This window comes from Proteiniclasticum ruminis, from assembly GCF_900115135.1.
Taxonomy (GTDB): Bacteria; Bacillota; Clostridia; order Clostridiales; family Clostridiaceae; genus Proteiniclasticum; species Proteiniclasticum ruminis_A.
In genome coordinates this window covers 42,332-56,997 of record NZ_FOVK01000006.1, presented here as the reverse complement: position 1 = coordinate 56,997, position 14,666 = coordinate 42,332, and the positions used below count along the sequence as shown (strand labels likewise).

Sequence of the window (14,666 nt, the reverse complement as noted above, 5' to 3'; positions counted from 1 at the left end):
AATTAAGGTGAAACAAGGCAGTTGGATCAAGGGGCTACTGATATTTGTCATCGTGCTGGGTGCACAAGTGGGGGCTTATTATATAGAGCAGGGTCTTTTGGGGGCACTGGTTTTGGGGGCTCTATCGGGCATTTTTCTTCTTCTTCTCTTTTTCTATGGAAACAGAAGGGAGAATAAAGAAGAAAACAAAGAGAAATCCTTGGAGGGAAGTCAGCTCAGCGAGAAGCTTTTTCTCCTTTCAGAGGATTTGGGTTTTGACTCTCAGGAGCTCTTGTGGCTGACGAAAGAAAATATGAAGACCTTTCGGTCTTTGGCGGAGATTTCCTATGAGATTGACCGCTACAGTGAGCAGAATGCTGCAAGCAGCGAGGAGATCAATGCCAGTGTCAATGAACTGGTGGCAACATCTACAGAGCTCAATGAAAAGGTCCTTCTCATCGACAGAGACAGTGAGAGATCCATGGATCTTCTTACAAAGAACCAGAAGACCATGGAAGAGATCCGGGTGTTCATTGAGCATCTGGGCACTTTAGTTGCAGCCGCAGAAGGGAACAATGGGGAGCTTCAAAGGTCCTCAGAGAAAATACATGAGATTGTGGATTATATCCGTAAGATTTCCAGCCAGACCAATCTTCTTGCGCTGAACGCCGCCATTGAAGCTGCCAGGGCAGGAGAAGCGGGAAGAGGCTTTGCCGTGGTAGCCAGTGAAATCAGAAAACTTGCGGAGCAGACCGATGAAGCCATCACAGTGATTGAAGAGGTCATTAGGACAATACTTCTGAAGATTGAAGCTACACGAAGCGCTATGGATGAAATCGGCGGAAAAATGGCAGATGCGGACAAGGTGGTACTGGAGTCGGGAAAAGCCATCACAGAGATCGGTAGTGCTTTGAAGGAAGTCCGAAGCAATATGGAGGTACTGACCAAGGTATCTGATGGGCAGAAGAACACTACCATGGAAATTGAGAAGGCTGTGGAGGATGTGACCAAGGCTGTGGAAGAAACCCATATGATTACCACGAAATCCATAGCTCTTGTGGAGACTCAAACAAAGAAGAATGAGGAGATGCTGTCCTACAGCCAGCAAATCAGTGAAGTGGCAGGTACACTCCAGGAGGAAGCCGCTTCACTGAAGGGAGAAAAGGAGATCATCTTCGGAGTGAATCCTTTTATTTCACCAAAGGAAATCAGGAAAATGTATGTGCCGATTCTGGAAAGGGTTGCCGCTTCCATGGGGTATAAAGCAAGAACCATCATTGTGAAGAATTATGATGCTCTAGCCGAAGCAGCGCAGAAAGGCATCATGGACATCGGCTGGTTTTCTCCTTTTGCCTATGTGGCAGCCAGGGAGAAAGCAGGAGTTCTTCCAGTGGTGACACCGAAAGTCAGTGGAAAAGCTTCCTACAATGGATATATCATTGCAAGAAAAGATGGGGAAGTGAAGTCCATGAAGGACCTCAAAGGCAGGACCTTCGGCTATGTGGATGAGAAGAGCGCTTCAGGATATCTGTACGCAAGAGACAGCATCCGGAAAGAAAAGATGGATCCGGACAGAATATTTGCCAAAGTGCTGTTTCTTGGAAATCATGACAATGTCATAGATGCGGTGCTGCGTGGAGAGATTGATGCTGGAGCTACCTATAATGAGGCCTTTGACGCAGCAGTGAAAAAAGGGCTTGATGTGAGTAAACTTTCCATCATCAGTAAGACGGAAGATATTCCAAAGGATGTGCTGGCAGCAAGAAAGGATTTTCCGCTAGATCTTCTAGAGGAGCTGAAAAGAAACTTTGTGGCCTTTTCAAATTATGAAGGCATTGAAACGAAGGTTCAGGGATTCATTGAATCATCCGATACCATGTATGATGTCATAAGAAATCTGGATCAGTGAAAAATGACAAAGGTGCCCTGAAACATGGCTTTCAGGGCTGTCTTTTTTCATGAGAGGTTGGCACTTCCTAAAAGTGATATCCCTTTCAACACATTTATGAGAAGAAAATTCCACCTATGCATTAAATGAAAAACAAAAATGTCGATATAGACAATATCAAATATTTTATGGGAGAACGGATTCTATGAAACAAGTGATCATATTCAACAACTGTGAACAGAATTTTGCGCTGGAACTGGAGAGAATTGAGCGCATCATCGAGTACTCAAAACCTAAAAAACTTCCGGAGACAGCAGAGTATATTCTGGGAGTGATACAGTACAATGAGAAGGTTCTGCCCATCATTGACCTGAACAGAAGACTATACAGCGTTCCTGGAGAAACCGGAAATCACAGCAAAATCATTGTGATTTTATGGAAGGGGGCACACCTTGGACTTGTGGTGGATGAAATCCTTGGCATCAAAACCGTGGAAGATAGTGCTTATGAAGAGGCAGCCATGGGCGAGGAGAGCATATCCTCAGAATACATCAAGGGTTTCCTGAAGATCGGGGAAGACATCATCATTGTCATGGATACAGACAAACTCTTCAGTTTTGTGCAGTCCAGAGAGCTTCTGGAGCTGGAGGAAGACGAGGATGATGAGGAGTACGAGGAAGAGGACAGCGAGGATGAAGAGCTGGAGGAAGACGAAGACGAAGAAGAATAGCTGAAAATGAAGGGTTTGGTAAGGTGAACAGTATTTTGGAAGAGCAAATGAAGGTTGGCATTGCTGACTATAAAATCGGGACATCCCCCCAAAAACTCATCACACTGGGGTTGGGATCCTGCGTGGGCATTGCCCTCTATGATAAAGTGAAAAAAGTCGGCGGACTCAGCCATATCATGCTTCCAGACAGCACAGCCTTTCATCGGGATGTGAAGGAAGAGAAGTTTGCAGATACGGCTATTCCGAAGATGATCCGGGAACTTTGCGGCGGCAGCCTGAATACTAGAAATCTTGTGGCAAAGATTGCAGGCGGTGCAAGTATGTTCAAGTTCCCTGATAAGAAGATGACCAGTGACATTGGCAGAAGAAATGTGGAGGCTGTGGAAAAGGTGCTGAATGAACTTGGCATTCCCATCCTTGGCAGCCATACGGGAGGATCTGTGGGAAGAACCATGGTGGTGGACCTGGAGACGTTCGTAGTGGATATCAGAACTGCCAGCAAAAGCATTACGGTGCTGTAAACGGAGGAAGAAAGATGCAAGTGAGACTCATGGTGGTAGACGATTCGGCTTTCATGAGAAAGATCGTTTCAGATGCTGCATCCAAGGTAACAGGGGTCACTGTTGTGGGGACCGCAAGAAATGGCTTAGATGCCATTGAGAATATCGAAAGGTACCGCCCGAACATCATCACCATGGATGTGGAAATGCCAAAGATGAATGGCATTGAGGCGCTGAAAATCATAAAAAGAGATCATCCCGAGATTGAGGTGATCATGCTTTCCTCCCATTCCAAAGAAGGAAGTCTTGTGACCATGGAGGCTCTGGAACTGGGAGCTCTTGATTTTATTGAAAAATCATCCGATCGGGGAGACCTGAGTTTTCTGACCAGTCAGCTGGAGTCGAAGCTACTTATGGCGGAGGTTCTCACAAAGCCAAAGGAAGTCAGGGAAAAAGTGAAGGAAGCAGTCCCTCAGAGGAGAGAGTCTTTATCTGCAGGCGGTTTTGACTACAGAAAAGTAAAAGCGGTGGTTCTTGGGGCGTCTACGGGCGGTCCTAAAGTTCTGTTTCAGATTGTGAGACAGATTCCAAAAGAACTGAATCTTCCAGTGTTCATCGTCCAGCATATGCCAAAGGGATTCACCAAGTCTTTTGCAGAGCGTATGGATGGAGATTCTGCCTTGAAAGTGGTGGAAGCAGAAGAGGGGATGTCTGTGGAGAATAATACGGTCTATGTGGCTCCTGGAGATTTCCACATGGTGGTGGAGTCCGGAAAAATCAGGCTCAATCAGAAACCGAAGCTTCATGGCGTAAGACCGGCGGCAGATTTTCTGATGGAATCTGTGGCCCGGAGTTATGGAGGTCATGTTCTTGCAGTGATTCTGACCGGTATGGGTAAAGATGGTGCTGCAGGACTGATGTCCATCAAAGAAGCGGGGGGGCATGTCCTTGCCCAGAACAGGGAGACCTGCGTGGTCTATGGCATGCCTGGATATGCCGTCTCTTCAGGAGTGGTGGATGAGATCCTTTCTCCAGAGGACATTTCAGGAAGAATTTTAAGGATTGTGAGGTGAAATCATGGAGATGGAACTGGATTATGATTTTTTTAAAGAATGGGTCAAGAAGAAGCTGAAGATTGATCTTCATGCGTACAAGGAAAAGCAGCTGCACAGGCGTATTGCCACGGTGATGACCAGTGCCGGTGTTTCTGATCTTCGGAGCTACGCTGCACTCATTGAGAAAGACCAGCAGGTCCGGCAGGTGTTTCTCGACTATATCACGATTAATGTGACGGAGTTCTACAGAAACAAAGAGATTTTTGAAGAGTTCGAAACGGCATTAAGAGAGATCCTGGTGCCCCGTTTCAAAAATCTTAAAATCTGGAGTGCTGCCTGCTCCATCGGGGCAGAGCCTTATAGCGTCTCCATGATTATGGAACGGAACCAGATCAGAAACAGCAGCATCCTTGCGACAGATATTGATGACACCATCTTGAGAAAAGCAAAGGAAGCAAAGTACCGGGAAACAGAACTGAAGAATGTTGCTCCATCAGAACTCATAGATTTTTTCGAGAAGAAAGGAAATGAATTTGTGCTTTCTGATACCATCAAAAAAAGAGTGCAGTTCAAAAAACATGATCTTCTTCTGGATCCATACGAGAAGAATTTTCATGCAGTCATCTGCAGAAATGTCACCATCTATTTTAAAAATGAAGCCAAAAATGAAGTCTACAAAAAGATCAATGAATCTCTTGAAAAAGGCGGCATCTTTTTTACAGGGGCCACTGAAGCCATCTACAATCCGGCCAGTTTTGGATTTAGAAAGCTCTCCACCTTTTTGTATGAGAAAGTATAAGGGGGAACGACAAGTTCATGGATGATACACAAAAGTACAGGGGTCTGTTTTTTGAGGAAACAGATGAGTACCTTCAAAGTCTTAATGAAAATCTTCTGATATTGGAAAAGGATACGGAAAGCCCGGGCATCATCGATGAGATCTTCCGTTCTGCCCATACATTGAAGGGCATGGCGGCGACCATGGGGTATACCACCATGACGGAGCTCACCCACAACATGGAGAATGTGCTGGATCTTTTCAAAACAGGAAAACTGAAGGTGTCCAGTGAAGCGGTCAGCGTGATTTTCGCTTGCCTTGATAAGCTTCAGGAAATCGTAGAGGACCTTCGGGCAGATCATTATCCAGATTATGATATATCAGAACTGCTGTATGATCTTTCAAGCCTTGCAAATCCGGATACACCGGAAAACACCGAGGTGGAGGAAATGCCAGAAGCTGTGATGGAACCAAAAGAAGGCATGGCCCACGATGCTGTGTCTGAAGTGGATGCCTCTGTTCTTCGACAGGCATATGAAAAAGGCTTCAGGGGCTACAGCATCCTGGTGAAGGTTATGGAGAGCTGTATCCTGAAAGGTGCCAGAGCATATCTTGTGGTGAACAAATTGGAGCAGAGGGGAGAAATCATTGCGACGAACCCTGGCGTAGAGGAAATGGAGGAAGGGAACTTCGACCGGATCTTTAAACTTCTTTATGTCTCCATGAGTGAAAGGGAAGAAGTGCTGGAAGCTGTAGAGAATGTGGCAGAAATCGAAGAAGTGCTGGTGAAGGAACTAAGAGAAGAGGATCTTCCGGATGTGTTTTCTGTACCTCAACTAGTTGCGGAAGAAAAGTCCCAGGAGGAGACCGAAGAGTCTCAAAAACCTGTGAAGAAAACAAGAGTGACAAAGAAGGCCAAGGAACCCAAGGCAATCAAAGAACCCAAGGAAGCAAAACCCAAAAAGGTGAAGGAGCCTGTGAAGGCCAAAGAACCTGTGAAGGCAAAGGCGGAAGAGAAGCATACAGCACCTCATGCCAACCAGTCTATTCGAGTGGATCTTTCAAGGCTTGATAATTTCATGAACCTGGTGTCTGAGCTTGTCATCTACAGAACTAGACTGGAAGAGCTCAGCACACAGTATAAAGCCACAGAAATCAATGAGCCTTTGGAGCAGGTGGCAAGGATCACCTCGGATCTTCAGGATCTGGTGCTGAAAATCCGAATGCAGCCTGTGAATGTGGTCTTCAACCGCTTCCCAAGAATGATCCGGGATCTCACCAAAGAGCTGGACAAAGAAATGGATCTCATCATTGAAGGGGAAGAAACTGAGCTTGACAGAACAGTAGTGTCCGAACTGGGAGAGCCTCTGGTGCATCTCATCAGAAACGCAGCGGATCATGGCATCGAGTCTGCAGAGGAAAGAATTGAAAAAGGAAAGGATCCAAAGGGAACCATTCATCTGTCAGCGTATCAGGAAGGCAATAAGGTGGTCATCAAAGTCAGTGATGACGGTAAAGGCATTGATCCGGAGAAGATCAGAGAGAGTGCTATGAGAAAGGGCATTCCAACAGACGGGCTCTCCAAGGCAGAGCTCATCAACCTCATTTTCAATCCGGGCTTTTCCACCAACACGGAGGTGACGAGCATTTCCGGACGAGGCGTGGGCATGGATGTGGTGCGTTCCAAGATCACCTCTTTGGGAGGCAGCATCGATGTGCTGTCTGAAGTGGATCAGGGAACGAATTTTGTCATAAAGCTTCCTCTGACTCTTTCCATCATACAAGCGCTTATGGTCCATGTGGGCAGCGAAACTTTTGCCCTTCCACTGGGGCTCATTGAGAAAGTTGTGAAGGTCCTGGAAGGAGATATCAAGGACTCCCATAATGGAGAAGTGTATATCTATCGAGAAAAAGTCATTCCGGTTCTTCGGGTGAATGAAGCCCTTTCACTCAGCTCTGAAGCAACAAACCAGCATATCATCCTGGTGAACATCGGTGGCAGACAGTATGGACTGGTGGTGGATGAACTCATTGGCCAGCAGGAGATCGTCATAAAGAAGCTTAGTGGCTCTTTAAGCAAAATGAAGGAGTATCTAGGCGCGGCCATCTTAGGAAATGGAGACATCACCCTTATTCTGGATGTGGGAAACCTGGTTTCCGGAAAGGAGGAGACTTTTGAATAAAAGCTTGTACTCCTCTCTTCAGCTGGATGTGCTGAAGGAATTGGCCAATATCGGTGGGGGAAATGCGGCCACAGCCATCTCCCAGCTGGTGGGAAAATTTGTCAATATGAATGTTCCAACCATAGATATTTTAGATTATAATGAAATTTATGAGAAGATCATGGCAGAAGATACAGAAGTGGTCGCCGTGTCCATGAGAGTTATGGGCATGGAAAGCGGGAATTTCCTCTTTGTGACTACCCCGAAGAATGCCGAAATTCTGGTAAGGATGATGATGCCGGAAGGAGTTCAGCTCAGCGATGAACTGGAATACTCGGCCATCAGCGAGCTGGTGAATATTGTTGTCACCTCTTATTTAAATGCCTTGTCGAGAATGCTCGACCTGTCCTTAATCTCATCGGTGCCCGCCCTTACGGTGGACATGTTCGGAGCCATTTTAAGCTATGCTTATATGGAAAGTGAACAGTACGATGACCAGGTGATGATCATTAAAAATGAGTTTACCTATGATGGAGCCAAGGTGGAATCCTCCTTGTACTTCATCCCGAAGCCAGGAGTTCTGGATTCTTTATTCAAACAAATTGGAGTGTAACGAAGGGAGATATACCATGTCAAAGAGAATTATGATTGTAGACGATGCCATTTTTATGAGGATGAAACTGAAAGATATCCTGGAGAAGAATGGATATGAAGTGGTTGCAGAAGCACAGAATGGTGCGGATGCCATTGAAAAATACAGAGCGGAACGGCCGGATATCGTGACCATGGACATCACAATGCCGGAGATGGATGGTATTGAGGCACTAAAAGGCATCAAGAGAATAGATCCATCAGCAAAAGTCATCATGTGCAGCGCCATGGGGCAGCAGGCCATGGTGATGGAAGCGATTCAGTCAGGAGCACTGGACTTCATTGTGAAGCCTTTTGAGACGGACCGAGTCATCGATTCCATCCAGAAAGCCAGCAAGTAGGGCGCATTATGGAGAAGCAGATTATTATATTTACATTAGGTGAAAAGCATTATGCCGTTAATTCAGACCAGGTGGAGGAGATCAGCAAAATGATGGATTCCACTGTGGTACCCAATGCGCCGAAGCACATCCGGGGTCTGATCAATCTACGGGGAAATGTGGTGGCACTTGTGAATCTTTCAGAGCTGCTGCGTCTGAAAGAAAAAGAATGCTATAATAATATCGTGATTATGAACAAGGAAGATGAAAAAATAGGGATTCTGGTTACAGAAGTGAAGGAAGTCCTGAAAATACAAGACGAAGATATTGAGAAGGTATCCGGAGATGGCAAGAATGGTGTTGTAGGCATCATTCAGCTGGGTGGGAATCTTGTGAATTACATCGATCTGGAACGCATTATTTCGTAAATGAGGGATGAACTTGAAACAGGTACTATCACAACAGGAAATAGATTCTTTGCTGAATGCGCTCAATACGGGAGAAATCAATCCGGAGGAGATGAAGCAGGAGGAGGAGAAAAATAAAGTCAGAGCCTATGACTTCAGAAGGCCCATTAAGCTTTCCAAAGAGTATGTCAATACGCTCTACATGATTTTTGAAACCTTCGCCAAAAGCGCATCAAACGTGCTGTCCACCATGGTGAGAACCAACATCAATATGACTCTTGGTGCGGTGGAACAGGTAAGTTTTGATGAGTTTGTACACTCCATTCCAAACCCCACCATCATGGGGGTATTCCATACTCTCCCTTTGAATGGAAACCAGATTATGGAAATCAATCCGCAGTTTGGCATCCAGATCATTGAGCTTCTTTGTGGTGGCGCCAAAACCAAGGAAAAGAAGGGACAGAAAAAAGAGAAGTTCACAGACATTGAGCTGGGGATTGTGGAGGATATGATCCAGAATCTCTTAAAAGTGTTTAAAAGCTCCTGGGCTGAAATTCTCGATCTAGAGCCGGAACTTGACAATCTGGAAACCAATGCACAGCTGGTTCAGACCATGTCGCCCAATGAGCCTGTGGTCCTTATCAGCTTTGTGGTGGAGATTTTCGATACGAAGAGTTTCATCAACATCTGTATTCCTTATGTTTCCTTTGAGAACATTACAGACAAGCTGAGTATCAGAAGCTGGTTTGATATGGGGAAAACCTATGATGATAACCGCTTCAGAGACCAGATTGCCGAGAGGCTTGTACAGACCGATGTGAATATCACTGTGGAGATGGGAAGAACAGTGCTTACTGTGGATGATTTCCTCCACCTGGAAGCAGGAGATATTGTACAGCTGGACATGAAGACAAACCAGCCCATGAAACTATATGTGGAAGATAAGGTGCACTACCTGGTGCAGCCGGGGCTTTATAAAGAAAAGATGGCCGTACAGGTACTACAATATGTGGAAGAGGATGTTGAATTATGAAAGATAACTTTTTATCCCAAGCAGAAGTGGATGCACTCTTAAGCAAAAAAGCCGCCGCGGAAGAGACAGGTCTCAAGGAGACGGACAAGGATGTCATAGGTGAGGTGGGAAACATCACCATGTCTACGGCTGCGACGACCCTTTCTTCCATCATCAGCAAAAGAGTATCCATCACCACACCTAGAGTCAGCTATATTCCGTTCCAGTCCATCATCGATGAATGTGACATTCCGAAGATTGTTTCAAGAATCGGCTTTAAAGAAGGACTTTCCGGAAACAATCTCCTCATGATGAACATTGAGGATTCAGCAATTATTGCAGATCTTATGATGGGTGGGGACGGCACCAATGCGAATCAGCAGCTGACAGAACTTGAACTCAGTGCGGTATCAGAGGCGATGAATCAGATGATCGGCTCCGCCTCCACTTCCATGGCACAAATGCTTGGAAAAGCCATTGATATCAATCCCCCTGTGGTGGAAGTCTGGGACAAGAAAGAAGACATTGACTACAAGAAGTTCATCAAAGAAGATTATATCTGCAAGATTTCGTTCCATCTTTCGGTAGAAGGGCTCATTGAGAGTGATATTATGCAGCTGTATACGCTGGACACCGTGAAGGAGATTGTTGCGGTGATGATGGGAGAAGCGGTGCCTGCAAAGAAGGAAGCGCCTAAAGCTCCAGCAAGAGAGCCTGAGAGAAGAGAACCCGAGAGACGTGAACCAGAAAGAGCCCAAAGGGAAGAGGATTATGAGGAAGCGCCTAGAAGGCGTGAACCACAGTATGCGGAACGGGTGGATGTTCAGAAACCTGTTTTTGCTAACCTGGAAGACCGCTCTGAGCATGCGCCATCAAGAAACCTGGACCTCATCATGGATGTGCCGCTGGAATTTTCTGTGGTGCTCGGGAAGACCAAAAAGACCATCGAAGAAGTGCTGGCTCTTGGGTCAGGAAGCGTTGTGGAGCTGAACAAGCTGGCAGATGAACCTCTTGAAGTATATGTCAACGGCAAGCTCATTGCCCATGGTGAAGTGGTGGTCATCAACGAGAACTTTGGTATCCGTATTACTCAGATTCTTAGCAAAGAACAGAGAGTAAAGGGGCTTAAATAGTATTATTAAGAGTAAGGATGAAAAAAGAGGAAAAGTCATTCCTCTTTTTTTCTCTTTCCTCTTAACAATTGTCGTTTTTCTACGATAAGATAGAATAAGAGTAATAAGGCAGGTGAATTCCATGAAAATAGAACAGTTTCACAGTAATTTCGTGCAGAATGTCTATAAAAACAGTGAAGAGAGAAAGCATGGTTATGTGGAAGGGAAGACCGTAGGCAAGAGTAGTGTGGAAATCTCCACGGAAGCCAAAGCGCTGGTGAAAAGAATCCGTGAATCGGAGGACAGCCATTTCTCCGAGAAAGTGGAGAATATCCGCCGTTCTATACAGGAAGGCAGCTACAGCGTGGATCCCGAAAAGATTGCAGAGAAGATTCTAGAAAAGATTGATGAGGAAAAGGGCAGAGGCTGATGAGTGATACAAAAAGACTTCAGGGGGCATTGAAAGACCTTCTGAAGATCCTGAAAGAAGAAAAAGAAGTGCTTGTGAAAAATGATGCGCTTTCACTGGAAAAGATTGTTGCAAGAAAAAATGAGATTGTGACCATCATCCGGGAAGAGCAGGAAAAGGGTGTTTTGCCCGATGAGGCAGTGCGCTCTTATGCGATGGAGATCGAAAAGCTCCAGGAAGTGAACCAGCTTCTTACAAGGCAGGCATTAAGCTTCCAGGAGGAAATCTTCAAAGCGCTTTCAAAAAATACTGCGGTGAAGCACAATACCTATTCCAAAGAGGGCAGCATGAACCGCACAAAAGAAGTCAGTATCATCGACCAGTCCGTATAGAGGGGTAATTATGTCAGGATTATTTGGTAGTTTCAATGTGGCAGTGAAGGGCTTAAATGCCAATCAGACCGCACTTCATACAACAGGACACAATATTTCTAATGCTAATACTGAAGGCTTCAACCGCCAGAGGGTGGAAATGAAGGCAGATACGCCATACACCTTTGCAGGTGTGGGACAGCTGGGCACTGGTGTCAGAATCCAGTCTGTGGTGCGTATGGTGGATGAGTTTGTGGATCTTCAGATCCGCAATGAAAACAGCATCCTGGCCCAGTATGAAGCTCAGTATGACACCATAGGCCAGATTGAGATGGTCTTTAATGAGCCTTCCAATACCGGACTTAATTTTGCCATGGGTGAAATGTTCAATGCCTGGCAGGAGCTTTCTAAGAATCCAGAGAGCTTGAATGCCAAAAGTATTGTAGTGGAAAAATCCAAAGCTTTCGCAGACAGCCTGAACCATATGGCATCCCGTGCCAATCAGCTGAAGGGGGACGTGGTAGGAAGCATCGGAAAGAACGTGTTTGATGTGAATTCTCTGGTTACCCAGCTGAATACAGTAAATGAGCAGATTGCAAACATCCAGATCAAAGGACAGAGTCCCAATGATCTTATGGACACCAGAGACCAGATTTTAAAAGGACTGTCCAATCTGACAGAAATCAGCACCACTTTTGATAAATGGGGGAGAGCCTCCGTATCCATTGGGGATCAGCAGATTTCCAAAATATTTGGAAGCAATCTTGAAAGCACAGAAAACACGACCATACTGAGCAATGTATCCTCAGTGAAGCAAGTAGGAGACGACTTTGAAGTTCAGATTCAGATTGGCGGGGATACTTCCAATGTGAAGACAGTCACCATGAGCAGTGAGGAAGTGAAGAAGTTCCAGGAAGGAACACCGGTCTTCGTAAAGATGCCTGAGAATGGATCTGATCCAGTGGTTTCAGATCTCACTCCTGCAGAAATAAAATCAGGAGCCATTGGTGGACATATGAATGCCATTAAGGAAATTGACGCCAGAGTGGACGATCTTTCCCAATATGCAAAGGTTGTACAGCATGCGTTCAATACCGTTCACGAAGGTGGAAAATCAGGGGAACCTTTTTTCACTGGGGATAGTGCATTAAGTTTTGCAGTAAACAGCAAGCTTATTGAAGATGAAGGTCTTGTGAATACAGGGAAAAATGAGTTATCTCCAGAGGGAGATGGAAGCAGAGCGCTTGCTCTTGCAAATCTCAGAAACGTGAAGCTGAATTTCACCCGGGATCATCTGGCTGACAACGTCTATGATGGAGACAAAATGACGTTCACCGCAACGGGAACCACCACCACCATGGAAGGTGCTTATGGAGATATTGTCATTAAAGTAGGGGTAAAGACAGAACAGGCTTCCAATATGGTGGACAATCAGACAGCAGTACTTTCTCAGCTTTACAACAGGCGGGAATCTGTATCGGGCGTTTCCATCGATGAGGAAGTGACAAACCTCCTGAAGTTCCAGAGAAGCTATGAAGCAAATTCCAGGGTGATCAGCACCATCAATGAGATGCTGGATACCCTCATCAACAGAACCGGGGTATAGGAGGAGTAGTAAATGAGAATCACCAATAATACCCTGACAGGGAACTATTTGAGAAATCTAAACAGAAATCTCAAAGCCATGCAGAAATATCAGAACCAGCTGTCTTCCGGAAAGGAAGTCTCAAGACCATCGGACAATCCGATGCTGGTGGCAAGAATCATGCAGCTGGACAGCAACGTCCGGATGAATGAGCAGTATGAGAAAAATATCAGTGATGCCCTTGGGTGGACGGACACTGCCGATGGCGCTCTCAATGTTGTGACCAGTACACTGCAAAGAGCAAGAGAGCTCATCATCTATGGAGCCAACGGCACCTTGTCTGATACAGACAGATCGGCGCTGAAGGATGAAGTGGATACACTTCAGGGGCAGCTCATGCAGGTGCTGAACACCAATTATGATGGACGTTATATTTTTGGTGGGCAAAAAACTACAGAACCACCATTTAGTATTGTGGATGGAAAACTTTCGTACAGTGGAGACAGCAGCAACATTGAAAGAGAAATCTCCAAAGGGGTAAACATCGCAATTCCCACCAATGGAAGCGGGATTACCTTCACGGAAGGAGCATCATTGGGCAATGAGGAGATCGGATCTCTGTTCAAGAACATCTCAGAGGCGCTGGATTCTGGAAATACAGAAGATCTATCCGGTAAACTTCTGGGGGACATTGACAAGCATCTGGACAACACCATCCGGTTCCGATCCAAAATGGGAGCAGTGTATAACAGACTGGAGTCCGCCAAAGAAAGAAATGCAGCGGAGAATCTCAGTATGACAGAACTTTTAAGCAAAAGTGAAGACATTGATCTTGCGGAAAAAATGATGGAGTTCTCCACCATGAGAACGGTGTATCAGGCTTCTCTTCAGACCGGTGCTCAAATTCTTCAGCCTAGTCTTCTGGACTATATAAGGTAGGGATAAAAGATGCTGATAAAAACAAAATTCCTTGGTGAAGTAGAGATGGATGAGAAGAACATTCTGGTGTTTCCGGAAGGTATCTTAGGTTTTGAGGACAGCAGGAAGTTTATCCTTCTGCCTATACCGGGCAATGATATTTTTCAGGTGCTGCAGGATGTGGAACATGACTATGTGTCCTTCATCGTAACGGATCCATGGAAGTTTAAAGAAGACTATGATGTGGAGGTTCCGGATGAGGAACTTCTGAAAATTAATATCGTTAAAAAAGAACAGATTGGTGTCATGGGCATTGTGACTCTTTCGGATGTATTTGAAAAGAGCACACTGAATCTTCTGGCCCCGGTGATACTGAACACAGAACATCTTATGGGCAGACAGTATGTGCTGAATCAGGCAGGATACAGCACAAAGTATCCTCTCTTTGAGAAAAAGGAGGAGACGAGCCATGCTGATTCTTAACAGAAAACAGGGGGAGAGCCTGATCATTGATGACAAGATTGAGATCAAGATCCTGGAAGTATCCGAAGGGAAAATCAAGATTGGGATTGAAGCACCAAAGAGCGTGAAGGTTTTCCGCAAGGAAGTCTATGAGGAAATCAGGGAAGAGAACAAAAAGGCATCCACCATATCGCTGGATAGCTTCAGTAAACTTCAGGGACCGCTAAAATAGCGGTTCTTTTTTTTCTTCAGGACGTTCAGTGTGAACGCACCTTTAACTTCTATTTTTTCATCCGATAAAGAAAGCAGAAGCTGGAGGTGAACGGA

General features: G+C 45.5%; 17 protein-coding genes. All 17 read left to right on the top strand.

Annotation, left to right across the window (positions count from 1 at the left end; translation table 11 throughout):
- The first annotated feature begins 7 nt into the window (after positions 1–7).
- The 17 genes from phnD to csrA all read left to right on the top strand — a co-directional run bounded on the left by phnD (position 8) and on the right by csrA (position 14,571).
- A complete protein-coding gene (phnD, locus tag BM243_RS09725) occupies positions 8–1,888 on the top strand; it encodes a phosphate/phosphite/phosphonate ABC transporter substrate-binding protein (RefSeq protein ID WP_083422735.1) in 1,881 nt (626 codons plus the stop codon).
- 184 nt (positions 1,889–2,072) lie between these two features.
- Complete coding sequence (locus tag BM243_RS09720; protein WP_083422734.1) at positions 2,073–2,597, top strand: chemotaxis protein CheW; 525 nt, start codon at positions 2,073–2,075, stop codon at positions 2,595–2,597.
- 47 nt (positions 2,598–2,644) lie between these two features.
- Positions 2,645–3,118, top strand: a complete 474-nt coding sequence (locus BM243_RS09710) for a chemotaxis protein CheD (protein ID WP_074912273.1) — start codon at positions 2,645–2,647, stop codon at positions 3,116–3,118.
- 14 nt (positions 3,119–3,132) lie between these two features.
- The gene (locus BM243_RS09705) at positions 3,133–4,170 is read left to right on the top strand and encodes a protein-glutamate methylesterase/protein-glutamine glutaminase (RefSeq protein WP_074912182.1); all 1,038 of its coding nucleotides are present in this window, start codon (positions 3,133–3,135) and stop codon (positions 4,168–4,170) included.
- A gap of 4 nt (positions 4,171–4,174) precedes the next feature.
- Positions 4,175–4,951 carry a CheR family methyltransferase gene (locus tag BM243_RS09700; protein ID WP_074912181.1) on the top strand — a complete coding sequence of 259 codons (777 nt, stop codon included), beginning with the start codon at positions 4,175–4,177 and terminating at the stop codon, positions 4,949–4,951.
- A gap of 17 nt (positions 4,952–4,968) precedes the next feature.
- Positions 4,969–7,113 carry a chemotaxis protein CheA gene (locus tag BM243_RS09695; protein WP_074912180.1) on the top strand — a complete coding sequence of 715 codons (2,145 nt, stop codon included), beginning with the start codon at positions 4,969–4,971 and terminating at the stop codon, positions 7,111–7,113.
- Positions 7,106–7,705, top strand: coding sequence for a chemotaxis protein CheC (locus tag BM243_RS09690; protein WP_207646188.1), 600 nt, complete (start codon positions 7,106–7,108; stop codon positions 7,703–7,705). The genes BM243_RS09695 and BM243_RS09690 overlap by 8 nt, the downstream gene beginning before the upstream one ends.
- Before the next feature lie 16 nt (positions 7,706–7,721).
- The gene (locus BM243_RS09685) at positions 7,722–8,084 is read left to right on the top strand and encodes a response regulator (RefSeq protein WP_031574241.1); all 363 of its coding nucleotides are present in this window, start codon (positions 7,722–7,724) and stop codon (positions 8,082–8,084) included.
- Positions 8,085–8,092: 8 nt separating this feature from the next.
- Positions 8,093–8,491 (top strand): chemotaxis protein CheW, encoded by a 399-nt coding sequence (locus BM243_RS09680; protein WP_074912178.1) that lies wholly within the window; start codon positions 8,093–8,095, stop codon positions 8,489–8,491.
- A 13-nt stretch (positions 8,492–8,504) separates the two neighbouring features.
- Positions 8,505–9,503, top strand: a complete 999-nt coding sequence (gene fliM / locus BM243_RS09675) for a flagellar motor switch protein FliM (RefSeq protein WP_074912177.1) — start codon at positions 8,505–8,507, stop codon at positions 9,501–9,503.
- A complete protein-coding gene (gene fliY, locus BM243_RS09670) occupies positions 9,500–10,615 on the top strand; it encodes a flagellar motor switch phosphatase FliY (RefSeq protein WP_074912176.1) in 1,116 nt (371 codons plus the stop codon). Before fliM ends, fliY begins: the two co-directional genes overlap by 4 nt.
- Before the next feature lie 121 nt (positions 10,616–10,736).
- A complete protein-coding gene (flgM, locus tag BM243_RS09665) occupies positions 10,737–11,024 on the top strand; it encodes a flagellar biosynthesis anti-sigma factor FlgM (RefSeq protein ID WP_074912175.1) in 288 nt (95 codons plus the stop codon).
- The gene (locus BM243_RS09660) at positions 11,024–11,395 is read left to right on the top strand and encodes a hypothetical protein (RefSeq protein WP_074912174.1); all 372 of its coding nucleotides are present in this window, start codon (positions 11,024–11,026) and stop codon (positions 11,393–11,395) included. The genes flgM and BM243_RS09660 overlap by 1 nt, the downstream gene beginning before the upstream one ends.
- Before the next feature lie 10 nt (positions 11,396–11,405).
- The gene (gene flgK / locus BM243_RS09655) at positions 11,406–12,980 is read left to right on the top strand and encodes a flagellar hook-associated protein FlgK (RefSeq protein WP_074912173.1); all 1,575 of its coding nucleotides are present in this window, start codon (positions 11,406–11,408) and stop codon (positions 12,978–12,980) included.
- A 12-nt stretch (positions 12,981–12,992) separates the two neighbouring features.
- Positions 12,993–13,898 carry a flagellar hook-associated protein FlgL gene (gene flgL / locus BM243_RS09650; protein WP_074912172.1) on the top strand — a complete coding sequence of 302 codons (906 nt, stop codon included), beginning with the start codon at positions 12,993–12,995 and terminating at the stop codon, positions 13,896–13,898.
- A gap of 9 nt (positions 13,899–13,907) precedes the next feature.
- A complete protein-coding gene (fliW, locus tag BM243_RS09645) occupies positions 13,908–14,360 on the top strand; it encodes a flagellar assembly protein FliW (RefSeq protein WP_074912171.1) in 453 nt (150 codons plus the stop codon).
- A complete protein-coding gene (csrA, locus tag BM243_RS09640; RefSeq protein ID WP_031574225.1) occupies positions 14,347–14,571 on the top strand; it encodes a carbon storage regulator CsrA in 225 nt (74 codons plus the stop codon). The genes fliW and csrA overlap by 14 nt, the downstream gene beginning before the upstream one ends.
- Positions 14,572–14,666 lie beyond the last annotated feature (95 nt).

What these genes read in the sequence shown, in the direction of transcription:
- BM243_RS09720 (WP_083422734.1), top strand. Translation starts at nt 2,073, where the DNA reads ATGAAACAAGTGATCATATTCAACAACTGTGAACAGAATTTTGCGCTG.
- BM243_RS09710 (WP_074912273.1), top strand. Translation starts at nt 2,645, where the DNA reads ATGAAGGTTGGCATTGCTGACTATAAAATCGGGACATCCCCCCAAAAA.
- BM243_RS09705 (WP_074912182.1), top strand. Translation starts at nt 3,133, where the DNA reads ATGCAAGTGAGACTCATGGTGGTAGACGATTCGGCTTTCATGAGAAAG.
- BM243_RS09700 (WP_074912181.1), top strand. Translation starts at nt 4,175, where the DNA reads ATGGAGATGGAACTGGATTATGATTTTTTTAAAGAATGGGTCAAGAAG.
- BM243_RS09695 (WP_074912180.1), top strand. Translation starts at nt 4,969, where the DNA reads ATGGATGATACACAAAAGTACAGGGGTCTGTTTTTTGAGGAAACAGAT.
- BM243_RS09685 (WP_031574241.1), top strand. Translation starts at nt 7,722, where the DNA reads ATGTCAAAGAGAATTATGATTGTAGACGATGCCATTTTTATGAGGATG.
- BM243_RS09680 (WP_074912178.1), top strand. Translation starts at nt 8,093, where the DNA reads ATGGAGAAGCAGATTATTATATTTACATTAGGTGAAAAGCATTATGCC.
- fliY (WP_074912176.1), top strand. Translation starts at nt 9,500, where the DNA reads ATGAAAGATAACTTTTTATCCCAAGCAGAAGTGGATGCACTCTTAAGC.
- flgM (WP_074912175.1), top strand. Translation starts at nt 10,737, where the DNA reads ATGAAAATAGAACAGTTTCACAGTAATTTCGTGCAGAATGTCTATAAA.
- BM243_RS09660 (WP_074912174.1), top strand. Translation starts at nt 11,024, where the DNA reads ATGAGTGATACAAAAAGACTTCAGGGGGCATTGAAAGACCTTCTGAAG.
- flgK (WP_074912173.1), top strand. Translation starts at nt 11,406, where the DNA reads ATGTCAGGATTATTTGGTAGTTTCAATGTGGCAGTGAAGGGCTTAAAT.
- flgL (WP_074912172.1), top strand. Translation starts at nt 12,993, where the DNA reads ATGAGAATCACCAATAATACCCTGACAGGGAACTATTTGAGAAATCTA.
- fliW (WP_074912171.1), top strand. Translation starts at nt 13,908, where the DNA reads ATGCTGATAAAAACAAAATTCCTTGGTGAAGTAGAGATGGATGAGAAG.
- csrA (WP_031574225.1), top strand. Translation starts at nt 14,347, where the DNA reads ATGCTGATTCTTAACAGAAAACAGGGGGAGAGCCTGATCATTGATGAC.